The organism is Rhodoferax sp. GW821-FHT07F03, assembly GCF_059418745.1.
In genome coordinates, this window is sequence record NZ_JBWKQM010000007.1 from 232,398 (window position 1) to 255,930 (window position 23,533).

22 protein-coding genes are annotated in these 23,533 nt (G+C 62.8%); 7 read left to right on the top strand and 15 right to left on the bottom strand.

Annotation, left to right across the window (positions count from 1 at the left end; all coding sequences use genetic code 11):
• Positions 1-60: 60 nt before the first annotated feature.
• The gene (locus AC07R0_RS12700; RefSeq protein ID WP_495105084.1) at positions 61-1,251 is read right to left on the bottom strand and encodes a phosphoglycerate kinase; all 1,191 of its coding nucleotides are present in this window, start codon (positions 1,249-1,251) and stop codon (positions 61-63) included.
• Between the two features lie 129 nt (positions 1,252-1,380).
• Here AC07R0_RS12700 and AC07R0_RS12705 point away from each other — a divergent pair, with 129 nt between their 5' ends.
• Both AC07R0_RS12705 and AC07R0_RS12710 read left to right on the top strand, forming a co-directional pair.
• Positions 1,381-1,974, top strand: a complete 594-nt coding sequence (locus tag AC07R0_RS12705; RefSeq protein WP_495105085.1) for an RNA polymerase sigma factor — start codon at positions 1,381-1,383, stop codon at positions 1,972-1,974.
• 20 nt (positions 1,975-1,994) lie between these two features.
• Positions 1,995-2,777: an anti-sigma factor gene (locus AC07R0_RS12710; RefSeq protein WP_495105086.1), complete on the top strand. Its 783-nt coding sequence runs from the start codon at positions 1,995-1,997 to the stop codon at positions 2,775-2,777.
• A 12-nt stretch (positions 2,778-2,789) separates the two neighbouring features.
• Here the strand turns inward: AC07R0_RS12710 and AC07R0_RS12715 are convergent, their stop codons facing one another.
• The 4 genes from AC07R0_RS12715 to def are packed head-to-tail and all read right to left on the bottom strand — an operon-like array spanning position 2,790 to position 5,345.
• Positions 2,790-3,128, bottom strand: a complete 339-nt coding sequence (locus AC07R0_RS12715) for an AzlD domain-containing protein (RefSeq protein ID WP_495105087.1) — start codon at positions 3,126-3,128, stop codon at positions 2,790-2,792.
• The gene (locus AC07R0_RS12720) at positions 3,125-3,859 is read right to left on the bottom strand and encodes an AzlC family ABC transporter permease (RefSeq protein ID WP_495096314.1); all 735 of its coding nucleotides are present in this window, start codon (positions 3,857-3,859) and stop codon (positions 3,125-3,127) included. The genes AC07R0_RS12715 and AC07R0_RS12720 overlap by 4 nt, the downstream gene beginning before the upstream one ends.
• The gene (gene fmt / locus AC07R0_RS12725; protein ID WP_495105088.1) at positions 3,859-4,824 is read right to left on the bottom strand and encodes a methionyl-tRNA formyltransferase; all 966 of its coding nucleotides are present in this window, start codon (positions 4,822-4,824) and stop codon (positions 3,859-3,861) included. Before fmt ends, AC07R0_RS12720 begins: the two co-directional genes overlap by 1 nt.
• Entirely contained in the window at positions 4,824-5,345 is a 522-nt protein-coding gene (def, locus tag AC07R0_RS12730) for a peptide deformylase (protein ID WP_495096316.1), read from the bottom strand. The genes fmt and def overlap by 1 nt, the downstream gene beginning before the upstream one ends.
• A 271-nt stretch (positions 5,346-5,616) precedes the next feature.
• On the opposite strand from def, the gene AC07R0_RS12735 reads away from it, so the two are divergent.
• The 3 genes from AC07R0_RS12735 to AC07R0_RS12745 are packed head-to-tail and all read left to right on the top strand — an operon-like array spanning position 5,617 to position 8,537.
• Positions 5,617-6,831: a LysM peptidoglycan-binding domain-containing protein gene (locus AC07R0_RS12735; protein ID WP_495075826.1), complete on the top strand. Its 1,215-nt coding sequence runs from the start codon at positions 5,617-5,619 to the stop codon at positions 6,829-6,831.
• An 11-nt stretch (positions 6,832-6,842) separates the two neighbouring features.
• Positions 6,843-7,988, top strand: a complete 1,146-nt coding sequence (gene dprA / locus AC07R0_RS12740; protein WP_495105089.1) for a DNA-processing protein DprA — start codon at positions 6,843-6,845, stop codon at positions 7,986-7,988.
• 45 nt (positions 7,989-8,033) lie between these two features.
• Positions 8,034-8,537 carry a Smg family protein gene (locus AC07R0_RS12745; protein ID WP_495075611.1) on the top strand — a complete coding sequence of 168 codons (504 nt, stop codon included), beginning with the start codon at positions 8,034-8,036 and terminating at the stop codon, positions 8,535-8,537.
• Positions 8,538-8,559: 22 nt separating this feature from the next.
• Here the strand turns inward: AC07R0_RS12745 and AC07R0_RS12750 are convergent, their stop codons facing one another.
• From AC07R0_RS12750 to AC07R0_RS12770, 5 genes are all read right to left on the bottom strand, one after another.
• Positions 8,560-10,992 (bottom strand): DUF1631 family protein, encoded by a 2,433-nt coding sequence (locus AC07R0_RS12750; RefSeq protein WP_495075610.1) that lies wholly within the window; start codon positions 10,990-10,992, stop codon positions 8,560-8,562.
• Positions 10,993-11,006: 14 nt separating this feature from the next.
• The gene (gene secF, locus AC07R0_RS12755) at positions 11,007-11,957 is read right to left on the bottom strand and encodes a protein translocase subunit SecF (protein ID WP_495075609.1); all 951 of its coding nucleotides are present in this window, start codon (positions 11,955-11,957) and stop codon (positions 11,007-11,009) included.
• A gap of 12 nt (positions 11,958-11,969) precedes the next feature.
• The gene (secD, locus tag AC07R0_RS12760) at positions 11,970-13,850 is read right to left on the bottom strand and encodes a protein translocase subunit SecD (protein WP_495105090.1); all 1,881 of its coding nucleotides are present in this window, start codon (positions 13,848-13,850) and stop codon (positions 11,970-11,972) included.
• A 27-nt stretch (positions 13,851-13,877) separates the two neighbouring features.
• A complete protein-coding gene (yajC, locus tag AC07R0_RS12765; protein ID WP_495075607.1) occupies positions 13,878-14,213 on the bottom strand; it encodes a preprotein translocase subunit YajC in 336 nt (111 codons plus the stop codon).
• A 195-nt stretch (positions 14,214-14,408) separates the two neighbouring features.
• Positions 14,409-17,957: an indolepyruvate ferredoxin oxidoreductase family protein gene (locus AC07R0_RS12770; RefSeq protein WP_495105091.1), complete on the bottom strand. Its 3,549-nt coding sequence runs from the start codon at positions 17,955-17,957 to the stop codon at positions 14,409-14,411.
• 130 nt (positions 17,958-18,087) lie between these two features.
• On the opposite strand from AC07R0_RS12770, the gene AC07R0_RS12775 reads away from it, so the two are divergent.
• Positions 18,088-18,558, top strand: coding sequence for an Lrp/AsnC family transcriptional regulator (locus tag AC07R0_RS12775; protein WP_495105092.1), 471 nt, complete (start codon positions 18,088-18,090; stop codon positions 18,556-18,558).
• Between the two features lie 192 nt (positions 18,559-18,750).
• The gene (locus tag AC07R0_RS12780) at positions 18,751-19,059 is read left to right on the top strand and encodes a BON domain-containing protein (RefSeq protein WP_495075604.1); all 309 of its coding nucleotides are present in this window, start codon (positions 18,751-18,753) and stop codon (positions 19,057-19,059) included.
• A gap of 108 nt (positions 19,060-19,167) precedes the next feature.
• Here the strand turns inward: AC07R0_RS12780 and AC07R0_RS12785 are convergent, their stop codons facing one another.
• From AC07R0_RS12785 to hppD, 5 genes are read right to left on the bottom strand one after another with little or no spacing between them, the layout of a single operon-like run.
• Entirely contained in the window at positions 19,168-20,418 is a 1,251-nt protein-coding gene (locus AC07R0_RS12785; protein ID WP_495105093.1) for an amino acid aminotransferase, read from the bottom strand.
• A gap of 9 nt (positions 20,419-20,427) precedes the next feature.
• A complete protein-coding gene (locus tag AC07R0_RS12790) occupies positions 20,428-21,132 on the bottom strand; it encodes an SDR family oxidoreductase (RefSeq protein ID WP_495105094.1) in 705 nt (234 codons plus the stop codon).
• Position 21,133: 1 nt separating this feature from the next.
• Positions 21,134-22,021: a phenylalanine 4-monooxygenase gene (phhA, locus tag AC07R0_RS12795; protein ID WP_495105095.1), complete on the bottom strand. Its 888-nt coding sequence runs from the start codon at positions 22,019-22,021 to the stop codon at positions 21,134-21,136.
• Positions 22,018-22,359, bottom strand: coding sequence for a 4a-hydroxytetrahydrobiopterin dehydratase (locus AC07R0_RS12800; protein WP_495105096.1), 342 nt, complete (start codon positions 22,357-22,359; stop codon positions 22,018-22,020). The genes phhA and AC07R0_RS12800 overlap by 4 nt, the downstream gene beginning before the upstream one ends.
• The gene (gene hppD / locus AC07R0_RS12805; RefSeq protein ID WP_495105097.1) at positions 22,356-23,444 is read right to left on the bottom strand and encodes a 4-hydroxyphenylpyruvate dioxygenase; all 1,089 of its coding nucleotides are present in this window, start codon (positions 23,442-23,444) and stop codon (positions 22,356-22,358) included. The genes AC07R0_RS12800 and hppD overlap by 4 nt, the downstream gene beginning before the upstream one ends.
• Between the last annotated feature and the right edge of the window lie 89 nt (positions 23,445-23,533).

Consider the following 23,533-nt stretch of genomic DNA (forward strand, 5'->3'; position numbering starts at 1 on the left):
CGCATTGTGAAACTCCACCCCGGTATTCAAAAATACCGGGGCGGTTGGCGTATGCGCAGATCAGGCTGCGCGTTTTTGCAGGATTTCGAAGGCCGGCAAGGTTTTGCCTTCCAGGATTTCCAGGAAAGCGCCACCGCCGGTGGAGATGTACCCCACCTGCTTTTCAATGCCGTATTTGGCGATAGCGGCCAGGGTATCTCCACCGCCTGCTATAGAAAACGCAGCACTTTCAGCGATCGCACGGGCGATGGTTTCGGTGCCATGGGCAAATGCGTCGAACTCGAACACGCCCACCGGACCGTTCCAGACGATGGTGCCCGCAGCCTTCAGCTGGGTCGCCAGGGCGGCAGCGGTTTGGGGGCCAATGTCCAGAATCAGGTCGTCATCTGCCACATCGGTCGCGGCTTTCACCGTAGCCACGGCGTCAGCGGAGAAGGCCTTGGCCGTCACCACATCGACCGGGATCGGCACAGCGGCGCCACGGGCCTTCATGGACTCGATCACGGCCTTGGCCTGGTCCACCAGATCGGGTTCGGCCAACGACTTGCCGATCTTCAGGCCGGAGGCCAGCATGAAGGTGTTGGCGATACCGCCACCCACGATCAACTGGTCGACCTTTTCAGACAGGCTCTTCAGAATGGTCAGCTTGGTCGACACCTTGGAGCCCGCCACGATGGCCGCCAACGGACGTTGGGGATGGGCCAGGGCCTTGGTGATGGCGTCGATTTCCGCTGCCAGCAGCGGGCCGGCGCTGGCGATCTTGGCGTATTCGGCGATGCCGTAGGTCGTACCCTCGGCACGGTGGGCGGTGCCGAAGGCGTCATTCACGAAGATGTCGCACAGGGCGGCCATCTTCTTCGCCAACTCGGGGCTGTTCTTCTTTTCGCCGACGTTGACGCGGCAGTTCTCCAGCAGCACCACCTGGCCGGGGGCGACCGTGACACCATCCACCCAGTTGGCCAGCAGCGGCACTTCACGGCCCAGCAGCTCACCCAGGCGCTTGGCCACCGGAGCCAGCGAGTCCTCGGGTTTGAACGCACCTTCGGTGGGGCGGCCCAGGTGCGATGTCACCATCACCGCAGCGCCAGCGGCCAGCGCCATCTGGATGCAGGGCACGGAAGCACGGATGCGGGTGTCTTCGGTGATGGCCCCGCTATCGTCCTGCGGCACGTTCAGGTCGGCACGGATGAAAACACGTTGGCCAGAGGCTTTGCCTTGGGCGCAGAGATCGGAGAAACGGATGACGTTCATGGCAGTGCTGGGTTGGTTGTGAAAAAAGTCGCGTGGCGCATTCTAAAAGCCTGCCTGCATCCAATATGCAATTTGCCGCGTATCCACCGCTAGACTGCATCCAGCATTTCCGCCTGACACTGTCGCCCCATGAACGCCACTGCCCTGTCCCATTCAACCAACCCGGACCATGCTTTGATGGCCTTGCTGGACCGCATCGCCGCCCAGGATGCGCCCGCGCTCAAGGAGCTGTACGAGCACACCTCGTCCAAACTCTACGGACTGGCGATGCGGGTCGTGGGTAAACGGGAATGGGCCGAGGACGTGCTGCAGGAGGCGTATATGACCATTTGGCGCTCGGCCGGCAGCTACCGCGCCTCCCTGAGCCCGCCCCTGGCCTGGATGGGGCTGATCGTGCGCAGCCGCGGGCTGGACTTTTTGCGCCGCCGCACGGCAGACCGAAGCAACATCACCCAGGAGCTGGACGAAGTCATGGCCGACACGCTGGACGGCGACAGCCCCAGCCCCATGGACACGGCCCAGGCCAGCCAGCAGGCCTGGGCGCTACACCAGTGCATGACCCGGCTGGACAAGCGCCAACGCGAGCTGGTCAGCCTGGCCTATCTGCGCGACCTCAGCCACAGCGAACTGGCGGAGCAGTTGCGCCTGCCGCTGGGCTCGGTGAAGAGCTGGATACGCCGTGGATTGGAACAACTGCGCATCTGCATGGCACGTTTTGCCTGAGTTGCTCTGAGAACCAGACCATGCATCTTCCCCAACACCCCGAACTTCTGGACCGCCTGGCGGCCAGCTACGCCCTGGGCACCCTGCGCGGAGGCGCGCGCCGCCGCTTTGAAACCCTGGCGCGCGAGCAGGCACCCGTGCGCGCCGCCGCGCTGATCTGGCAGTCCCGCCTGGGCAGTGTGGCCGAACTCCAGCAGCAGGCTCCACCGGCAGCCGCCGTCTGGACGCGCATAGACAATCTGCTGCGCGCCGAACAGGAGCAACAAGCCATGCGGAACGCTCGCATCCCCGCCACAACGCCAACCGGCCCCGGCGGCTGGCTGCGCAATCTGCTGCTCTGGCGCGGCGCCACTTTTGCCGGGGTTGCTGCAGCGGCGGTGGCCGTAGTGGTGGGTCTGAACCAGCAGCAATACCTGACCGACCAGATCGCATCCCTACAGACGCAAATACGGTCCGCACCGCAAATCGAGTACGTGGCGGTACTGCAAGACAACGCCGCTGCCGCATCCATGCTGGTGACCTTCGACCCCAAAAACCACAAGCTGGTGTTGCAACGCGTGGGCAACTTCCAGGAAGCAGGCGACAAATCTCTGCAGCTGTGGGCTCTGCCACCGGCAGGCAGCCCGCGCTCCTTGGGCGTACTGGGGCGCGACAAGCTGCTGCAGCTCACGGCCGGCGAGGGCGATGTAAAGGAAATCCCCACCCTGGCCATCAGCCTGGAGCCCAAGGGCGGTGTACCAGGACAGGGGGGGCCCACCGGCCCCGTGCTATTCAAAGGGTCATTGATTCAGAAGGTGATGTAGCACCGCTGGGGCTTACCAGCCCAGGCCCAGATGCAGCGGCAGATACACGGCCATGCCAACCACGATGGTCAGCAACACGTCGCGCCGCCAGAAATAGAGCAGCGCGCCGGCGACCGCGCCAAAAACGCGGGCGTCCATCCAGGTAGTGATCAGATGGCCTTGCGCCATCACGATCTCGGGTAGCACCACGGCCGACAGGGCGGCTATCGGCGCATATTGCAAGCCCCGCAGCATCCAGGCTGGTAGGCTCCAACTCTTGCTGGACAGGAAGAAAAAGCAGCGCGTCAACACGGTCACGCAGGCCAGGCCGCAGATGATGGCCAGGGTATGGAAGTCGATATCCGCATTCATGCAGCGGTCCCGACAGGTGCTGGGCGCAGTTTCTCCGCCCCCAGGCAGATCAATACCGCCACCGCAATCGCCACCACGATATTCAGCTTGAACGGCAGGGCATAGGCGACCACCGCCGCAATCGCAGCCACCGCCGCCGACAGCAGACGCAAGCGTGTGGTTGCCAGCGAGCACTGTATGCCCAGCAAACACAAAATCCCGGCAAAACCCAGCCCCCAGGCGGTTGGGATGAAGTTGGCCAACACCACGCCGACGATGCTGGGCAGCATCCAGCTGACCCAGGTGACGCTATTGCTGCCCGCCAAATAAGCCTCCTGGGCGCGCCGCCCGGCGGCGTCCGTCGCCGGGTGCTGGAAGCGCCGGGTGAACAGCACGTAGGTCATGTCGGTGGTCAGGTAGCCGTGGCTGATGCGTTCCAGCCAGGGCAGATGTGCCAGGTAGGCCCGCAGGTGCAGGCTGAACACCACGAAGCGCAGGTTGACGCAAAACGCCGTGGCCAGCACCACCCAGGCCGGCGCGCCGGCAACCAGCAGGGGCGTAGCCGCCAGCTGAGAACTGCCCGCAAACACGGTCAAGGCCATGAACAAGGCCTCCAGCATGCCCATACCGGATTTGGCCATAGCCACACCGGTCATCAGGCCCCAGGCCGCCATGCCGGGCGCCTGCGGCCACATTTCGGCAGCCCCCACCCGGAACTCGGCGTGGACGCGGTTCGCACGCTGCAAGAACATCAGGCGGCCACCGCCTCAAACGCCATGCCCAGCTGCAGATCGGCCCCGCGCAGGAACTCGGCCACCGGCAGGCGCTTGCCGCCCGGGCGCTGCAGTTCATGGACATTTACTACAGAATTCATAGCTACCACCGCAATGTATTCCTGCGCTAGAGCACAAATTGACCCACAAGCCTGACCCGCGGGCGCAGGTGCATCCGACACTGAGGCCGACCAGACCTTCAGGCTCTCGCCGCCCAACAGCGTCGCCGCGCCGGGGAAGGGGTTGAAGGCGCGGATACGGCGAACAATGGTCTGTGCGCTTTGCGTCCAGTCGATCGCGGCTTCGCGCTTCTCTATCTTGTGGGCGTAGCAAACGCCCTCTTCCGGCTGCACTGTACGAACCAGGGCAGGCTGCTGCGCCAGCGCCTGCACCACCATACGTCCGCCCAGCGCGGCCAGCTTGTCGTGCAGGCTACCGGTGGTATCACTGTCCAGGATGGGCAGGGACTCGACCAGCAACATATCTCCGGTATCCAGTCCGGCATCCATCTGCATGATGGTCACGCCGGTAACGGTATCGCCCGCCTCGATGGCCCGGTGGATGGGCGCCGCGCCGCGCCAGCGTGGCAACAGGCTGGCGTGGATGTTCAAGCAACCGGTGCGTGGCAAATCCAGTACCCACTGCGGCAGGATCAGCCCGTAAGCCACCACCACCATCACGTCGGCCTGCGCAGCCTGCAGCAGGCGCTGCGCCTCGGCCGCGTCTTCAGGGAATTTGCCGTCCAGGCGCAGGCTGCGCGGCTGGGCTACGGGAATGCCGTGGGCCAGCGCATGCTGCTTGACCGGCGAGGCCTGCAATTTCATGCCCCGGCCTGCGGGGCGGTCCGGCTGGGTCAGCGCCAGCACGATCTCATGGCCCGCCGCCAGCAAAGCCTCCAGGGCCACCCGGGCGAATTCGGGCGTGCCCGCAAAAATGACGCGCATCAAGCTACGTCCGACTTGCCCAGCGTGCGCCGAGTCTTGAGCATCTTGCTCTTGATGCGATTGCGCTTGAGCGGCGACAGGTATTCCACAAATACCTTGCCCTTCAAGTGGTCCATCTCGTGCTGGATGCACACGGCCAGCAGGCCCTCGGCCTCGATGGTGCGCAACACGCCCTCGCCGTCCAGAGCCGACACCTTGACCTGGGTGGAGCGCTCCACCCCGTCGTAGATACCCGGCACGGACAGGCAGCCTTCGTCGTTCACCACGCGCTCTTCGCTGGCCCAGACGATATCCGGGTTGATCAGCACCAGGGGCTCGTTGCGCTCTTCGGACACGTCGATCACGACCAGGCGCTCGTGCACATTCACCTGGGTAGCCGCCAGGCCGATGCCGTTGGCGTCGTACATGGTTTCAAGCATGTCCTGGATCAGGGAGCGGATGCGCGCATCCACCGCAGCAACCGGTCGTGCTAAGGTGTGCAGCTTGGGATCTGGATATTGGAGAATTGAAAGTAGCGCCATGGAATCTCACCGAAAATGTCGAAGACATGCTGAAAGCCAGGCTGAAGAGCCCGGGGCTGTCCAGCTTGGCATTCGGCATGTCGTGTGTCGCTATTTTCGCTACTTTTAGGATATGGGGAGCGGCCCCTGCCGGATATTCGTTGCCCAAGCAGGGGCTTGGGCGCAGAATCGCGCGTAATTTGTCTAAGTTTTCCGTTATGCAAGGGAGTCGCTCCATCCGGAGCAACGCCCCATCAGGCGGGCATTTGTGGTGCAACAACATATGAAATACATGATGGCGGGAGTGGGGGCACGTTGGGCCTTGGCATCGACGGGAATGGCGCTCTGCGCCGGCATGCTGGGCACCACGGCACAGGCACAGAACTACCCCATTTCACCCACCCAGCAGGCCACCGCCAACGAGGTTGCCCAGGCGGGCGTGCCGCTCAGCGCTCTGGCCCCCAATGCCCCGGACCGCTACACCGTAAAGACCGGTGACACGCTGTGGGCCATTTCTGGCCTGTTCCTGACCAGCCCCTGGCGCTGGCCCGAACTGTGGGGCATGAACCAGCAGGAAATCCGCAACCCGCACCGCATCTACCCCGGCCAGGAACTGCGCCTGGTGAAGAAAGATGGCCGCGCCCTGCTGCAAGCCGGCGCGGTACCGACCGGCGACGTGGCCCAGACGGTGCGCCTGTCACCGCGCACGCGCAGCGAGCTGCTATCGGACAACGCCCTGCCTACACTCAAGACCCATTTGATCGAGCCCTTCCTGGCCGAACCACTGATCATTGACGCCACCACGCTGGAGCTAGCCCCCCGCATCGTCGCCACCCAGGAAGACCGTGTGCTGCTGAGCCGTGGCGACCGCGCCTATGCACGCGGCCCGGCCAATGCCCCGCTGAGCGACGCGCGCGGCAAGCCGCTGAACTTCCGCGTGTTCCGCAATGCCACACCCCTGCGGGACCCTGGCACCCAGGAAATCCTGGGTTACGAAGCCCAGTTCGTGGGCAAGGCCGCACTGCTTTCCAGCGAAAGCACGCAAGTCTCCAAGGACAAGGACCGTGACGGCAAACCGCTGCTGGATGTCGTCCCCGCCAGCCTCGACATCGTGGCGACCAAGGAAGAGATCAGCACCGGTGACCGCCTGGTGCCCGAACCCGAACGTGAGCTGCTGAATTTCGTGCCGCGGGCGCCCTCCAGTGTCGTAGACGGCCGGATTGTCTCGGTCTATGGCAGCGCTGTGACCAATGCGGCGCAGAACCAGATCGTGGTTATCAACCGTGGTACCAAGGACGGCATAGAGCGCGGCCATGTGCTGTCCCTGCTGTCCGACGGCCCGCGCATGCAGGACAAAACCGACCCCAGCAAAACCGACATCAAACTGCCCGACGAGAACAACGGCCTGCTGATGGTGTTCCGCCCCTTCGAGCGGCTGTCCTATGGGCTGATCCTGCAAATCAAGTCAGGCGTCAAGATTGGTGATCGCGTAACCACGCCGCACTAAGCACAGCACGCATGGAGCGGGAAGAACTGGCGGCTTGGCTACGCCTGGTGCTGACACCGGGCATAGGCAACGAAACCGCACGCCGCCTGCTGGCTGCCTATGGCCTTCCCCAGGACGTTTTCACACAGTCCCGCGCCGCGCTGGAACAATTCGTCACCCCGGCGCAAGCCAAGGCCTTACAGCTGCCACCGCCCGATGCCATAGCCCAACTTGAAAGCACCGAAAGCTGGTTGGCACAGGCCGACCCGGCCCAGGGCCAGCGCGCCGTCATCACCCTGGGGGACGTCCTCTACCCGGAATCGCTGCTGGCCATGGCCGACCCGCCGCTGCTGCTGTTTGCCCTGGGCCGCATCGACCTGTGGGAAACCGTCAGCCAGCACAGCATCGCCATCGTCGGCAGCCGCAACCCCACAGCCCAAGGCGAAACACATGCCCAGCAGTTTGGCCAGGCTTGCGCACAGGCAGGCTGGACTGTCGTGTCCGGCTTGGCGCTGGGTGTAGACAGCGCCGCCCACCTAGGGGCACTGGAGGGCGCACACGCCGACCACCTGGCCACGGTGGCGGTAGTCGGCACCGGCCTGGATCGGGTCTATCCCAAACGCAACCTGGCACTGGCGCACCGCATTGCCCGGCATGGCGTATTGCTCAGCGAGTACCTGCTGGGCACACCGCCGCTGCCGGCCAACTTCCCCAAGCGCAACCGACTGATCGCCGGGCTGACGCAAGGTACGCTCGTGGTCGAGGCCGCGCTGCAGTCGGGTTCGCTGATCACCGCCAGGCTGGCGGCCGAACAAGGTAAAGAAGTGTTTGCGATTCCCGGCTCCATCCAGTCGCCACAGGCCCGCGGCTGCCACGCGCTGATCAAGCAAGGCGCCAAGCTGGTGGAGAACATTCAAGACGTGCTGGAGGAGCTACAACCCCAGATTGCTTCCAAAACCATAGCTACCAGCGCTGATGGAACCTGCGTCAACGAGGAAAATGATGCAGAAGATCCTCTGCTCAACGCGCTAGGTTACGACCCAGTCAGCCTGGACGCATTGGTGGCACGCACGGGCATGGATACCGCCAGCCTACAGGTTCAGCTGCTGGAACTGGAACTGGACAACCGCGTCGCGCGTCTGCCGGGCGGGCTATTCCAGCGTATGGCTGCGGCCTGATTGCTCGCGCCGTCGCGCGGCACCGATCTGCGCTATATTGGGCCCATGTTTGAAGTACTTGTTTTCGTTTATGAGAACTACTGGCGGGGCGATGCCTGCCCCGAAGCCCCCCTGCTGGAGCGCAAGCTGAGCGCGGTGGGTTTTGCTGCAGACGAAATCGCCGAGGCCATGCGCTGGCTGGATGGTCTGCAACTGGCCGCAATGGGCACAGACCCGGCCCTGATCGCCCGCACGCCGGGCACTCTGACCAACTTGCCACCCACCGTTTCGCCCACGCTCGACAGCATGCGCATCTACTCGGTGGCTGAGCAAGACCGACTGGGTGCAGACTGCCTGGGCTTCATCCACTTTCTGGAAGATGCGGGGGTACTGCCTGCTGCGATGCGGGAAATCGTACTGGACCGCGCCATGGCCACAGGCGACAACCCAGTCTGCCTGGACGACCTGAAAATCATCATCCTGATGGTCTACTGGAGTTTTGGCGAAGAACCCGACGCCCTGGTGTTGGACGAACTCTGCGACGACGCATCGGAGCGTATCGCGCACTGACTGCCCGCGTGGCACCTCGGAATTAGGCCAACAGGCGTTCGGGATTAGCGTCCAGCTTGTTCAGGGCGTCGCGGGTGGCGCGCAAGGTCAAGGTCTCATCTTCCTGCGGCACTAGCAGGCCAGCCTGCAGATAAGCCGCCAGGCGACGCGCCTGGATCAAATAGCTATGCCCGTCCATGGAGGCAAACAAATGCAGTTGCTTGCGCTCGCTGCGCCAGGCAAATTGCACACGGTTGACTTGGCGGTTGTGGTCCAACACAAACCAATGGCCCAGTTGCAGCTCTTGCGCCCAGGCCAACATGGCTTCACTGGGCTTGGAGCCGCCATCGGCAATCACATCGATGCTGGAGGCATCCATGCCCAGCATCATTTCGATATTTTCGGCGTCCAGCGGCAGGTCACCCAGATCGTCGTCACTGAAGAAATCTTCCAGATTCGCCAGGTGTACCGACATGGCTTCCAAGCGCGACTGCGGAATGGCCTCGGTCTTGGACATGAAGGCGTCGGCCAGGGTATCGCTGATGCGCTTGATATGCCCTTCCTGCGCGGCCGTATCCAGGCCCAACAGACCCATGCCCTGGCGCAGGCGCTGCAGCAGCATGGGCAGGCTCTGGATTACACGTGCACGGTCGGCCCGGTTCGGCTTGGCGCTGGCCGACCAGACCAGCTCTGAGGCGGCCTTCTTCAAAGCCACGGTTTCCTCATGCTGCCGGCCGTTGCGTACAGCAGCCATGGCCAGAGCCTCGGCCCAGACCTTGAACAGGAACTCGCGGATCTCCTCACGCACCGGCATGTCCTTGAGCATATTGCGCAGCTCAATGGTGTACTGGATGGCCAGGGTTTCTTTTTGCTCCACCTGCTGCGCCAACGTCACCAGGCGCTGGGTACTGCCTTTTTCGGTCAAATGCTTGGACAGGAACAGGACGAATTCGTCGTACACCAGTTGAAACACGCGCCGGCCCGTTTCAGGGTACTGTTCGATCACCTGCACCACGCGCCGAATCTCGGATTCCAGCGCGGTGCCGCCAATCGCGCTGGCATCAAAGCCCATGACGCAAGAACCCATACGGTCGATCAACTGGCGTGCCGGGTGATCCACCGTGCCAAAAAACTCGGGCTCGGCCAGCGCCACGCGCAATACCGGTAGCTGCAAACGGGCAAACCAGACGCGCGCCGACGGAGGTATCCGCTCTTCAGCCAGGATGCTCTGGAACATCAGGGCCACGATCTCAATGGTGGCCTTTTCCGAGGCGGTGGCGGCTTTTTGTTTAAGCTGGTTGGAGCGCTCGCGCAAAATGCCCGCAGCCTGGGAAACATCCGCCTGGCCATATTCGTAGCGGCCGGTGGACATCAGCCCGATAGGCAAGGGACTGGTACTGCCTCCATCTTCGGGACGCGCCACGGCGCGCGCCAAAGCGGGTGAAATCGGTTGCGCCACCGTGGCATCAAAACCACTCACATGGTCACTCAACATGCGCTTCAAATGGCCCATGACGCCCTGGGCACGACGCCGCGCCCGCAACATGGGCGAAGCCACTGTCATCATGCGGGTTTCGTCCGCTGGATGGCGCCCACGCTGGACAGACCCCTGGTTATTCGCCCCACCGCCCTGAGCGGCGTTGCCTGGAACACCCTCAGTGCCAAACGGCCTCATGGGGGGAGTTCCTGGGCCACGGGCATTCGTGAATCCACCTCCGGAATAAGAAGACGGCGCAATTTGCATTCCGTCCCATTCGGAATCCTCATCTCCCGGGCGGAATTGCGGCTCCTTGGTGAAACGCGGGGCATCGGAAGCTGAACCGGAGGCCGTACGCTTCACCCGGCCCCGCAAATCTGACGTGACCTGCACGCCGCTGGATAACAAAAACGCATTGCAAGCCGCGTAGGCTGCCAGCAGATGCGTGCCAAGCTCACGTTGCAAGACGTCGGTGACCAGTTGCAATATATTGCGCGGCAGACCAGAGCCCGCCCATTGCTCAACCAGCCAGAGCATCAGCACCTCGGGACGCAAAGGGTCCTGCGCAGCGAGTTCGCCACGTCCTTCCAGCTGCTGGATGGCGGCACTGGCATTCGCATAGGGTTCGGCCAGTCGATCCTGGATGGACAGGGACAGACGCGATGCCAGTATCTTGTTCTCGACCACATCGTCGCCCATCAACTCGAACTGCATGGACGAGCTACGTACCGGCAAAGCCGGCGCCTGGGGTTTCAGAGCCTGGCGCCAGGCATTGGCTGTCGCCTGCTCCCACACGCGGCCCTGGCGCTGGAATGCGGTCCAGGCATCACGCCGCTCCTGCATCTCGCGTGCCGGGCGAACTTCCTCGATCAGGGCCGTCAACCGGGCGCCGACCACGCGTCCAGTGACCTCCAGGCCCTGACATGCCTCCGTGACAAAGCGCTCGCGCGCTGTGCGGGCGAGTTGCAGGTCAGCAGAAGAAGGAGCGGCTGCAGCCATACGTCAATAGCAGGTCAGACAGTCGCACCTGCGTTGGGATCGTTCGGATCTTCTTTCTTGGAGGACGACTTCACTAGATCTTCTCGCTGGATACCAAGCCACATGGCAATCGCCGCGGCCACGAACACGGATGAGTAAATACCGAAGCAAATACCAATAGTGAGCGCAAGCGCAAAGTAATGCAAGGTCGGGCCGCCGAACAGCAGCATGGACAGCACCATGATCTGGGTCGAGCCGTGGGTAATGATAGTGCGGCTGATGGTAGAAGTGATCGCGTTGTCGATCACCTGCATCGGCGTCATCTTGCGCATGCGGCGGAAGTTCTCGCGGATACGGTCAAAAATCACCACCGATTCATTCACCGAGTAACCCAGCACGGCCAATACCGCCGCCAGCACCGGCAACGAAAATTCCCACTGGAAGAAGGCGAAAAAGCCCAGGATGATGACCACATCGTGCAAGTTGGCGAAGATGGCCGCCACGGCAAACTTCCACTCGAACCGGACGGCCAAGTACAGCATGATGCCCACGACCACAAAGGCCAGGGCCTTCAGGCCATCCACCGCCAGTTCGTCGCCGACTTGCGGGCCGACAAACTCGGTGCGCTTGAGCTGCACCGATGCGTCTTCGGTTTTCAGCGCGGTCAGTACCTGGTCGCTTTGCTGGGCCGAGGTCACACCTTTTTGCACCGGCATGCGGATCAGCACATCCTGCGAGGTACCGAAGTTCTGCACCTGCACATCCTGCAGGCCCAGGCCGGCCACCACCGTACGCACCTTGGTCAGATCGGCCGGCTGGGAATAGCTGACCTCCATCAGAGTGCCGCCAGTGAACTCCACTGACAAATGCAGGCCGCGCGAGAACAGGAAGAACACCGCCGCCACAAAGGTGAGGAAGGAAATGATGTTGAACACCAGCGCATGCCGCATGAACGGGATGTCGCGGTGGATCTTGAAAAACTCCATGGTGTCGCGTCCTTACTTGGCGTTGGTTTCAACGGCGGCATCGGGCCGCCACACGGTGCCGATGGACACGGTCTTGAGCTTCTTCTGGCGGCCATACCACAGGTTGACCAAGCCACGTGAGAAGAACACGCTGGAAAAGATACTGGTCGCAATACCCAGCACGTGCACCACCGCAAAGCCGCGCACCGGGCCGGAGCCAAATGCCAGCAGGGCGATACCCACGATTGCGCTGGTGATGTTCGAGTCCAGAATCGTCGCCCAGGCGCGGTCAAAACCGGCATGGATAGCGGCCTGCGGCGAGGCGCCGGCACGCAGCTCTTCACGCACGCGTTCGTTGATCAGCACATTGGAGTCAATCGCCATACCCAGCACCAGAGCCATCGCCGCCATACCGGGCAAAGTCAAGGTGGCTTGCAGCATGGACAGCACGGCCACCAGCAGCAGCAAGTTGAAAGCCAACGCAATACTCGAGAACACGCCAAACAGCATGTAGTAGCCGCACATGAAGGCCGCCACGGTCAGGAAGCCCCACAGCACGCTGTGGAAGCCCTTGGAAATGTTCTCCGCCCCCAGGCTCGGGCCGATGGTGCGCTCTTCGATGATTTCCATCGGCGCAGCCAACGAGCCGGCGCGCAGCAGCAACGCGGTGTCGCTGGCTTCCTGGGTCGTCATGCGGCCCGAGATCTGCACCCGGCCACCGGCGATTTCGGAACGGATCACCGGCGCAGTCACGACCTCGCCCTTGCCCTTTTCGAACAGGATGATGGCCATGCGCTTGCCGATGTTTTCACGCGTCACATCCTTGAAGATGCGCGAACCCTTGGCGTCCAGCGTCAGGTTGACGGTGGGCTCCTGGGTCTGGCTTTCAAAGCCGGGCTGGGCATCGGTCAGGTTTTCACCTGTCAGCACGACCTGCTTCTTGACGATCACCGGCTGGCCGCTGCGTTCCAGGTAGCGCTCATCGCCAAACGGTACGGCGCCATTGCCCACGGAGGCAGCGGCGGCTTCGGTGCTTTCGTCCACCAGGCGCACTTCCAGGGTAGCGGTACGGCCCAGGATGTCCTTGGCCTTGGCGGTGTCCTGCACGCCCGGCAGTTGCACCACGATGCGATCCAGGCCCTGCTGCTGGATCACCGGCTCGGACACGCCGAGTTCGTTGATACGGTTGTGCAGGGTGGTGATGTTTTGCTTCAACGCCTGGTCCTGCACGCGGCGCGCGGCCTCGGGGCGGATAGTGGCGGTGAGCTTGTATTCGGTGCCGTCGGGCGCGTCGGTGGTGATCAGGTCGGGGAACTGGTCTTGCACCACGGCCTTGCCGGCGGCCAGGGTTTCGCTGTCGCGGAAGCGCACTTCGATGGCCTGGCCATTGCGGCTGATGCCGCTATGGCGCACATTCTTGTCGCGCATGCTGGAGCGCAGGTCGCCGGTCAGCGACTCGGCCTTCTTGCTCAGCGCGGCCTGCATGTCCACCTGCAGCATGAAGTGCACGCCGCCACGCAAGTCCAGGCCCAGATACATGGGCACGGCACGCAGTGCGGTCAGCCACGAGGGCGAGCGCGACAGCAGATTCAACGCAACCACGTAGCTGGCGTCGTTGGCATCGGGCACCAGCGCCTTTTGCACCACGTCCTTGGCCTTGAGCTGGCTGTCGGTGGAATCAAAACGGGCCTTGACCGAGTTGCCGTCGATCTCGACCAGCGTGGGCGTCAGACTATTGGCAGCCAGGGCTTCTTGCACCTTGGCCAGGGTGGTGCTGTCGATCTTGACCGACGAGCGAGCCGCCGAGACCTGCACCGCGGGTGCTTCACCAAAGAAATTGGGCAGGGTGTAAATGGTCCCCACCAGTAGCGCGACCAGAAGGATCACGTACTTCCATACCGGGTATCGATTCATGATCGCGCTTGCGCTTCCAGCTTCTAATTATTTAACCGTGCCCTTGGGCAGGACTTGGACGACAGCGCTGCGTTGCAGCTGTACTTCAACGCCGTTGGCGATCTCCAGGCTGACAAAGCCATCGCCCAGCTTGGTGACCTTACCCAGCAGGCCGCCGGTGGTGACGACTTCATCGCCCTTGGCCAGCGCGTCGATCATGGCGCGGTGCTCTTTCTGCTTTTTCATCTGGGGGCGGATCATGACGAAGTACAGCACCACGAACATCAGGATCAGCGGGAGCATGCCCGTAATGGACGACATCATGTCACCACCGGCGGCTGCAGCAGCGGGGGCAGTTTGGGCAAAAGCAGAGGAAATGAACACAAATGGCTCCAACTTCGAAATACAAAATAAAACCCGCAGGCAGGGCGCGACGAGCGCCGACCCGCCAGGCGAGGGCAACGCCGATTGTATGCGGCAGGATTGCTGCGCCCAAACCGAGCACAGGCCGGGCGTGTGTGACCAAGGGTTGCTATATTTAATATAGCTTACAGCGCACGTATTACCTGCGCCAGAGACCTATTTTGCACTGGAGTTAAAAGCAGCCGTCTGCGCCACCCATTCAGCCCGGGCGGCCACCAGATGCCGCTGCTTGATGTGGCCATAGCCCCGGATGCGCTCCGGAACACGGGCCAACGCCAGCGCCGCCGCATGGTTGGCCGTCGCCAAAACCGGTAGCAGCTGGGCGATGCTGGCTCGGTATTCACCCACCAGGGCACGCTCGGCACGGCGCTCGGCCTGGTAGCCAAACGGATCGAACGGCGTGCCGCGCAGGCCTTTTAGCCGGGCCAGCCAGCGCAGCAGCAAGCCAGTGGCCGGGCCGAACTTGCGCTTTTGCAACTCGCCCTTGGCGTTCTTGCGCGACAGCAGCGGCGGCGCCAGGTGGTAGTGCAGGCGAAAGTCGCCCTCGAACTGCTCGCCAATCCGGGCCAGAAAGGCCGGATCGGTCTGCAGCCGCGCCACCTCATACTCGTCCTTGTAGGCCATGAGCTTGAACAGGTAGCGGGCCACGGCCTCGGTCAGTGGCAGGCGCGAATCCAGCGGCTGCTCGGCCCGGCGCACCTGGGCAACGAAAGCACGGTAGCTGTCCGCATAGGCGGCATTCTGGTAGCCCGTCAGGAACTCCACCCGGCGCTGAAGCATCGCGTCAAGCGATTCGCGCCGATGCCAGGTAATGGGCTGGGCAGGCGTCGCCACGCTGGCAGGGTCCAGCGCGGCGCGGCGCCCCCAGGCGAAGGCGGTCTTGTTGGCCTCCACCGCCATATTGTTGAGTTCGATGGCGCGCAGCAGCGAATCCAGCTGCAGCGGTACCCAGCCCTTTTGCCAGGCGTAGCCCAGCAGCATGGGGTTGGCATACAGGCTGTCGCCCATCAGACGGTTGGCGGCGGCATCGAAGTCGAAGCTGCTCACCCCGCCAGCCCCCGCTGCTTGCAGAATGTCGGCCCCACAGGCCTCGCCGGGGTTGGTCCAGTCGGCGTTGTGCACAAAGGCCGCCGTGGGTGCGCTGTGCGTGTTCAACACTACCTGGGTACGGCCCGGACGCATGCGCAGCAGGGTTTCCGCTGCGGCGGTGACCACCGGGTCGCAGCCCAAAATCAGGTCGGACGCCGCCTGGCCCACACGGGTGGTGCGGATGCTGTCCTGCGTGTCGGCGATCAACACATGGCTCCAGGTGGCGCCGCCTTTTTGCGCCAGGCCTGCCGCGTCCTGGGTGACGATGCCCTTGCCCTCCAGATGCGCGGCCACACCCAGCAGCTGGCCTATGGTGATGACGCCGGTGCCGCCCACGCCGGCCACCACAATGCCCCACACCGTGGCAGTGCTGGCCAGCTGCGGCTCGGGCAACAGGCCGCCGCTGAAGGGCGATGCCGCCTGGTCGCCGCGCTTCTTGCGCAACTGCCCGCCTTCCACCGTGACAAAGCTGGGGCAAAAGCCTTTCACGCAGCTCAGGTCCTTGTTGCAGCTGGACTGGTTGATCTGGCGCTTACGGCCGAACGGGGTTTCCAGCGGCTCCACGCTCAGGCAGTTGCTCTGGTCGCCGCAGTCGCCACAGCCCTCGCAGACCAGCTCATTGATGACCACCCGCACCGCCGGGTCCACCAGGGTGCCGCGCTTGCGACGGCGGCGCTTTTCAGTGGCGCAGGTCTGGTCGTAGATGATGATGGTCGTGCCTTGGATCTCCCGGAACTCGCGCTGGATATCGTCCAGCAAGTCACGGTGCTTGACCTCCACGCCGGGCGCCAGCGCCACGCCCTGGTACTTCTCGGGCTCGTCCGTCACCACTACGGTTTTGATAGCACCCTCCGCAAGCACAGACTGCGCTATCTGCACAACCGAGTGACCTTCCGGGCGCTCACCGACCTGCTGGCCACCGGTCATGGCCACGGCGTCGTTGTACAAAATCTTGTAGGTGATGTTCACCCCTGCGGCAATGGCCTGGCGTATCGCCAGCAGACCGCTGTGGAAGTAGGTGCCGTCGCCCAGGTTGGCGAAGATGTGTTGGTCGGTGGTGAAGGGCTGCTGGCCTACCCAGGGCACGCCCTCGCCGCCCATCTGGGTGAAGGCAATCGTGCTGCGGTCCATCCAGGTGGCCATGAAGTGGCAGCCTATGCCGCCCATGGCGCGCGAGCCCTCGGGCACCACGGTGCTGGTGTTGTGCGGGCAGCCCGAGCAATACCAGGGCAGGCGGGCCACCGGCGCGTGGCGCTGGCTAAGCGCGCGCAAAGCGCTGTCTTGCGCGTCCAGCACGGCCAGGTGAGCGTCCATACGGGCAGCCACGTCGGCGTCCACGCCTAGCTTGTGCAGCCGCTGGGCGATGGCACGGGCGATCAGCGCGGGCGACAAGTCGGCATTGGCGCGCAGCAAGGTGTTGGCCGTGGGGTTGGCCATGGACCACTCCCCGCCGCTGAGGTCATCCTCGGGCTCGTTGAACTTGCCCAGCACATTCGGCCGCACATCGGCGCGCCAGTTGTACAGCTCTTCCTTCAGCTGGTATTCGATGACCTGGCGCTTTTCTTCCACCACCAGAATCTCCTGCAGGCCGGTGGCGAATTCACGCGTCAGCTGGGCTTCCAGTGGCCAGACCACGGTGACCTTGTGCAGGCGCAGGCCGAGGCGGCGGCAGGTTGCGTCGTCCAGGCCCAGGTCGAGCAACGCCTGACGCGTGTCGTTATAGGCCTTGCCGCTGGCGATCACGCCGAATCTATCGTTCGGGCCCTCGACCACGTTGTAGTTCAGCCGGTTCGCGCGGATGTAAGCCAGGGCGGCATACCACTTGTAGTGCATCAGGCGCGCCTCCTGCTCCAGCGCGTGGTCGGGCCAGCGGATGTGCAGGCCGCCCGGCGGCATCACAAAGTCGGTGGGAATTTGGATGTCCACCCGCCCCGGGTCCACCCACACGGTTGCGCTGGACTCGACGATTTCCTGGATGGTCTTCATGCCGGCCCAGACGCCGGAAAAGCGGCTCATGGCAAACGCGTGCAGGCCCAGGTCCAGGATCTCTTGCACATTGGTGGGGAAGAACACCGGCAGCCCACAGGCTTTGAAGATATGGTCGCTCTGGTGCGCGGCGGTGGAGCTTTTGGAAATATGGTCGTCGCCGGCCACCGCGATCACGCCGCCCAAGGCCGTGGTGCCGGCCATGTTGGCGTGCTTGAACACATCCGAACAGCGGTCCGCGCCCGGCCCCTTGCCGTACCAGATGCCGAATACGCCGTCAAACTTGTTGGTACCCGGGGGGGAGAAGCCCAGCTGCTGCGTACCCCATACAGCGGTGGCGGCCAGCTCCTCGTTCACGCCGGGCTGGAACACGATGTTCTGCGCCTTGAGGTATTTCTCGGCCTTCCACAGCGCCTGGTCGTAAGTTCCCAGCGGCGAGCCCCGGTAGCCACTGATGAAGCCCGCCGTGTGGTGGCCGGCCTGCACATCGCGCAGCTGCTGCAGCATGGGCAGCTTGACCAGGGCTTGCACCCCGCTCATGAAGGCGCGCCCGTGGTCCAGGCGGTATTTGTCATCCAACGAGGCGCTTTCCAAAGCCTTGCGGATGCTGTCGGGCAACGGTGCATTCATCGTGCTTGTCTCCAACGGAGTGGGCTCCGCTTTGAGAAAAAGTGTATGCCGGCACACGCGGTAAGTGTTTGCGTTTTTTGCCTCGTTTCCCCTACTTCGCGAAAGGATCTTGCGCAGATACAGTGAATCCATGCTTGATAAGTTTGACCTCACCATCCTCGATGCCTTGCAGGCCAATGCACGGCTGACCAATGCCGAGCTGGCCCAGCGCGTGGGCTTGTCGGCCGCACCCTGCTGGCGGCGCGTGCGGGCGCTAGAGGAGGCCGGCTATATCCGCGGCTACCGCGCCGAGATCGACCGCCACAAGATCGGCCTGGACGTACTGGCCTTTGTGCGGCTGGACGCGGTGCAAAACAGCGGCCCGGCGCTGCAAGGGCTGGAGGAGGCGATACGCAACATCCCCGAGGTGGTGTCCTGCCACTACATCAGCGGCACCGGCACCTTCGAGCTGCAGGTGGTGTCGCGCGACCTGAATGCCTTCAGCCAGTTCGCCCGGCAGGTGCTGGTGAATTTGCCCAATGTGAAGGACCTGCACACCAGCTTTTCATTGGGCGAAGTGAAGGGCCATGGCGTATTGCCGCTGGGGCATCTGGTTTCATAGGCTTTTTAGGCCTCTAGCGCAGGTAATCTCTGCGCTGATAGCTATCTATTTCATAGCATTTCAAATGCCTAGGGTTTCACCCTAGATTGCAGATGTAATACGGCTCGCGCGCTGTCGCAACACAAAACACGGCCTGGCTTGGGAAGATCACCCCATCGCACTGAAAACGGTGCCACAACACAAGGATCCACCATGACACGCACTTTCAACCGCATTGCCGCTTCCGCCCTATTCGCACTGGCTGCGGGTGCCTTCCTGCCGGCCCATGCCGCCGCCAATACTGCCGACCTGGCCGGTGCCGTGCAATCCGCGCTGGACAGCAGCATGGGCGACGCTGCCAAGAAGGTGACCGTGACCGCCGAAGGCAGCACGGTGACCCTGCACGGCTGGACCCAAGGCCCACGTGAAGAGTCCAAGGCACGCTATGTAGCCAGCCAAGTACCTGGCGTGGTGAATGCCTACAGCACCGTCCGTACCTTCTCCAACGACAGCAACGATTGATGCCACGGCGGCTCCCGCTGGAGCCGCAATGGGCGCGACCGGATGCGGTTTGAAACGCCGGTCTTGGGCCTGTCCCCTGATACCCAGCGGTACCCGACAAGCCCAAGATCAGCCAGACTGCATCAGGCCGCGCCTATGGGTTTCTTTTTGCCATGTCCGATTTACTGCCCCTCGATGCACGGCCGCTATCGCGCTAGCCACCCGATCCAGGTTGGCTGCATTCAAGCCCGAGATGCACAAGCGGCCTGAATCCACCAGGTAGATGGCGTGTTCTTCACGCAAACGCTGTACTTGCTCCGCGCGCAGATTGGTATAGCTGAACATACCGCGCTGGCGCAGCAGATAGTCGAAATCCCCTCCACCTAACTTGCGGGTCAGCGCAACATGCAATTGCACGCGCAGGCCCCGAATGCGCTCGCGCATGGCCGACACTTCACAGGCCCACGAAGCCCGCAGCCCCGGATCACCGAGGACTTGGGCCGCAATCTGTCCACCATGGGCCGGAGGACTGAAGTAGTTTTGGCGCACGGTGAACTTCAGTTGCCCCAGCACGCAGTCAGTCTGCTTCGCGTCGGCGCACACCACGCTGAGAGCCCCACAACGCTCGCCATACAAACCCATGCTTTTGGACAAGGTATTCGCCACCAAAAAAGGGATGCCCGCCTGGGCCAGCAGCCGCACGGCAAACGCGTCTTCTTCAATGCCCTCGCCAAACCCCTGGTAAGCCAGGTCCAGAAATGGAATCAAGCGATGCGTCTGGATGATCGGCACCAGTTCTTCCCACTGGGCGGGGCTCAGATCCACCCCGGTGGGGTTGTGGCAGCAGGCATGCAGCAGCACGACACTGAAAGGGGGTAGCGACCGCAAGGCGGCCGACATGGCGTCAAAGCGTAGCCCGTTTACGGGGTCGTAATAGGGATAACTGCCCACCGCTATGCCCGCGCTTTCAAACAGGCTGTGGTGGTTGTCCCAGCTGGGGTCGCTCAGCCACACGCCGCTGGACGGAAACCATCGCCGAATGAACTCGGCACCCGCTTTGAGGCCGCCGCTGGAGCCCACCGTCTGGATGGTGGCCACCCGGCCACTGGCCAGCGCTTCGTGCCCCTCACCGAAAAGCAAGGCCTGCATGGCGTGGCGGAAGTTGGCCGCCCCTTCCATAGGAAGATAGGGCTTGGGCCGTCGGGCGGCCGCGATCTGTGTTTCGGCTTGGTGCACCGCGTCCTGGGCCGGCACGCGCCCTTCCTCGTCGCAATAAATGCCTATCGACAAATTCACCTTGTGGGGTCTGGGGTCCTTTTGGAAGCTTTCATTCAGACTGAAGATGCGGTCGCCCGCGAAGGCCGGGATATGTTGGAACATGGCAGGCCTTCAGCTCAATCCGGTCACGGGCAAGGCCGCTCCGTGCACCGCGCTGGCCGCGTCCGACGCCAGGAAAGCCACCACGCTGGCCAGCTCCTTGGGGGCCACCCAGCGCGTGGGATCTGCATCAGGCATCGCCGCCCGGTTGTCCGGGGTGTCGAGGATGGTGGGCAGCACGCAGTTGACATTGATGTGCTGCTCGCGCAGTTCTGCGGCCATGGTTTCCGTCAGGCGGATGACACCGCTTTTGGCGCTGCAGTAAGCCCCCATGTAGGCGGCTCCGCGCTGGGCAGCGTAGGCACCCACATTGACGATCTTGCCACCACCCTGCTCCAGCATATGCGGCACCACGGCGCGGGCCATATTCAGCAGCGTACGGATATTGATGTCCTGCACGAAGTCCCATGTACTGGCTGGAGTGGCATGCACCGCGTCGCCCATGCGAAAGCCGCCGGCCAGGTTACACAGCACATCAATCCGGCCAAAGCGGGCCATAGCGGCCTGCATGGCGGTTTGCACCTGCTCAAGGTCCAGCAGATTGGCCGGCGCAAACAGACGGCCGTCGCCCTCCAGGCCATAGCGCGACTCCAGATCTTCGCGCCGCACGTCAAGCAGCACCAGATTGGCGCCGCTGTTGGCGAATACATCCGCCACGGCGCGCCCCAGGTTGCCAGCGGCACCGGTCACCATCACGGTGCTACGGGATGTCTGCATATCAGTGCACTCCTCGTTTGGCCTGGTGGTAGCTGCCGGTGCCATGTGTCAGCACCAGGTCGCCGTCCAGTAACTGGCCCGGTTGGCATTCGGGCAGTCCTTGTATCTGGGCGTACAAAGGGCCGAAGTCGATGTGGGCCAGCTCCAACAGTTCATCCAGATTTTGGATGACGAAATAGGTTTCCTGGAAATCGTCGATGCGGTAGTGGGTGCGCATGACGCGCGGCAGATCAAAACGCACGCGGTTAGGCGATGCACTGTCCAGCGAAAAAATGCTCTCCGACGAAGACGACGCTATGCCCGCGCCATAAATGCGCAAACCGTCTTTTTGCTGCACCAGGCCAAACTCCACCGTATACCAGTACACGCGCGCCAGCTTGTCCAGCACGCCCAACTTCTGCGCCCGCAGCCCGCCCACACCATAGGCCTGGATGTAGTCGGCAATCGTGGGATTCATCAGCATGGGCACATGGCCAAACACGTCGTGGAACACGTCGGGTTCTTCCAGATAGTCCAGCTCGTGCGGCTTGCGGATGAACTGGCCCGCCGGGAAACGCCGGTTTGCCAGATGTTCGAAGAACACCTCGTCGGGTACCAGCCCGGGCACCGCCACCACTTGCCAGCCGGTACGCTGCATCAGCACTTCGCTGAGCCGCCGGAAATCGGGTATCTGGTCCGCGCCGATGGACAGGTCGCGCATGCCCTGCACAAACTCATCGCAGGCGCGGCCGGGCAACAGCCGGGTCTGGCGCTCGTAAAGGGTTTTCCAAGTGGCGTGTTCTTCGGGACTGTAGTTGTCCCAGCCTTGGTCTATGGTCCAGTCGGCCCGCTCGGGAGGGTGGGCGTCACCTGCGGCCAAGCCATGTTTGGTATTCGAAGTTGGGTTCATGCTGGTAGATGAGAGCTAAAGCCTAGGTAGGCCGCATCCGCATGGCGTGCCAGCGCCAGGTCGCGTTGCGACAGTCCTTGCACGTCGTGCGTGGTGAGGGTGATTTCCACCCGGTTGTACACATTGCGCCACTCCGGGTGGTGGTCATGCTTCTCTGCCACCACAGAGAGCTGGGCCATGAATCCGAAAGCTGCAGCAAAGTCCGCAAAGACGAACTCGCGCACCATCAGGCCGCCACGCTCGGTACTGAAGCGCCAATGTTGGAATTCAGGCTGCCATTCGCCAAATGTCTGCGGGTCTAATTTGTGCACGGCACTTGCGTCAGGGCTGGCTTTCATGCGGTTTCCAGCGCGCCGCGGCGAATCTGGTCGCGCTCCAGCGACTCGAACAAGGCCTTGAAGTTGCCTTCGCCAAAGCCCTCGTCACCCCGGCGCTGGATGAATTCAAAAAACACCGGTCCCAGCTGGGTCTGCGAAAAGATCTGCAGCAGCAGGCGTGGAGTCCCACCCTCAGTGCTGCCATCCACCAGAATGCCCCGGGTTTGCAAGGCGCCCACGTCCAGGCCGTGGCCGGGCAGGCGGCTGTCCAGCATTTCGTAATACACCTTGTTGGGCGCCGTCATCAGCGGCACGCCGGCCAAGGCCAGTTTGTCCACGGCCGCCAGCAAGTCGTCGCAGATGAGGGCGATGTGCTGTATGCCTTCGCCGTTGAACTTCATCAAATATTCTTCAATCTGCCCGCCCCCCTGGCGCGACTCTTCATTGAGCGGGATACGGATCTTGCCGTCCGGCGCAGTCAGGGCCTTGCTGGTCAGGCCGGTGTATTCGCCCTTGATGTCGAAGAAGCGTATCTCACGAAAGTTGAACAGGCGCTCGTAAAAATCGGCCCAGAAAGCCATGCGACCACGGTAGACGTTGTGCGTGAGGTGGTCGATCAGCTTCAGGCCGTGGCCCACCGGGTGGCGGTCCACGCCGTCGATGAAGTTGAAGTCGATGTCATAGATGGACTTGCCGTCTTCATACCGGTCAATCAGATACAGAGGCGCGCCGCCTATGCCCTTGATGGCGGGCAGGTTCAGCTCCATGGGGCCGGTGGGAATTTCGATCGGCTGCGCGCCCAGTTCCAAGGCACGGCGGTAGGCGTGATGCGAATCCTTCACGCGAAATGCCATGCCGCAGGCGCTGGGGCCATGTTCCGCCGCGAAATAACCAGCCACGCTCTTGGGCTCGCGGTTGACGATGAAATTGATGTCGCCCTGGCGGTACAGCAACACGTCTTTGGAACGGTGTGTCGCCACCAGCGTAAAGCCCATGTGCTCGAACACCGACTCCAGCAGGCCCGGTGTGGGCGAGGCGAACTCTACGAATTCAAAGCCCATCAGGCCCATCGGGTTGTCGAATAAATCTCCTGCTGCTGTATGCATGACGTAGCTCCTTGAACACGGTTTTGAAAAGCTTGATTGTGGAGATTTGGACGTGCAGGTGGTCTGCAAATTACATCTGCAACGCGCTT

Excerpts from the sequence above, each read along its gene's own strand:
- AC07R0_RS12700 (WP_495105084.1), bottom strand. The coding sequence starts at position 1,251 with ATGAACGTCATCCGTTTCTCCGATCTCTGCGCCCAAGGCAAAGCCTCT.
- AC07R0_RS12705 (WP_495105085.1), top strand. The coding sequence starts at position 1,381 with ATGAACGCCACTGCCCTGTCCCATTCAACCAACCCGGACCATGCTTTG.
- AC07R0_RS12710 (WP_495105086.1), top strand. The coding sequence starts at position 1,995 with ATGCATCTTCCCCAACACCCCGAACTTCTGGACCGCCTGGCGGCCAGC.
- AC07R0_RS12715 (WP_495105087.1), bottom strand. The coding sequence starts at position 3,128 with ATGAATGCGGATATCGACTTCCATACCCTGGCCATCATCTGCGGCCTG.
- AC07R0_RS12720 (WP_495096314.1), bottom strand. The coding sequence starts at position 3,859 with ATGTTCTTGCAGCGTGCGAACCGCGTCCACGCCGAGTTCCGGGTGGGG.
- fmt (WP_495105088.1), bottom strand. The coding sequence starts at position 4,824 with ATGCGCGTCATTTTTGCGGGCACGCCCGAATTCGCCCGGGTGGCCCTG.
- def (WP_495096316.1), bottom strand. The coding sequence starts at position 5,345 with ATGGCGCTACTTTCAATTCTCCAATATCCAGATCCCAAGCTGCACACC.
- AC07R0_RS12735 (WP_495075826.1), top strand. The coding sequence starts at position 5,617 with ATGATGGCGGGAGTGGGGGCACGTTGGGCCTTGGCATCGACGGGAATG.
- dprA (WP_495105089.1), top strand. The coding sequence starts at position 6,843 with ATGGAGCGGGAAGAACTGGCGGCTTGGCTACGCCTGGTGCTGACACCG.
- AC07R0_RS12745 (WP_495075611.1), top strand. The coding sequence starts at position 8,034 with ATGTTTGAAGTACTTGTTTTCGTTTATGAGAACTACTGGCGGGGCGAT.
- AC07R0_RS12750 (WP_495075610.1), bottom strand. The coding sequence starts at position 10,992 with ATGGCTGCAGCCGCTCCTTCTTCTGCTGACCTGCAACTCGCCCGCACA.
- secF (WP_495075609.1), bottom strand. The coding sequence starts at position 11,957 with ATGGAGTTTTTCAAGATCCACCGCGACATCCCGTTCATGCGGCATGCG.
- secD (WP_495105090.1), bottom strand. The coding sequence starts at position 13,850 with ATGAATCGATACCCGGTATGGAAGTACGTGATCCTTCTGGTCGCGCTA.
- AC07R0_RS12770 (WP_495105091.1), bottom strand. The coding sequence starts at position 17,957 with ATGAATGCACCGTTGCCCGACAGCATCCGCAAGGCTTTGGAAAGCGCC.
- AC07R0_RS12775 (WP_495105092.1), top strand. The coding sequence starts at position 18,088 with ATGCTTGATAAGTTTGACCTCACCATCCTCGATGCCTTGCAGGCCAAT.
- AC07R0_RS12780 (WP_495075604.1), top strand. The coding sequence starts at position 18,751 with ATGACACGCACTTTCAACCGCATTGCCGCTTCCGCCCTATTCGCACTG.
- AC07R0_RS12785 (WP_495105093.1), bottom strand. The coding sequence starts at position 20,418 with ATGTTCCAACATATCCCGGCCTTCGCGGGCGACCGCATCTTCAGTCTG.
- AC07R0_RS12790 (WP_495105094.1), bottom strand. The coding sequence starts at position 21,132 with ATGCAGACATCCCGTAGCACCGTGATGGTGACCGGTGCCGCTGGCAAC.
- phhA (WP_495105095.1), bottom strand. The coding sequence starts at position 22,021 with ATGAACCCAACTTCGAATACCAAACATGGCTTGGCCGCAGGTGACGCC.
- AC07R0_RS12800 (WP_495105096.1), bottom strand. The coding sequence starts at position 22,359 with ATGAAAGCCAGCCCTGACGCAAGTGCCGTGCACAAATTAGACCCGCAG.
- hppD (WP_495105097.1), bottom strand. The coding sequence starts at position 23,444 with ATGCATACAGCAGCAGGAGATTTATTCGACAACCCGATGGGCCTGATG.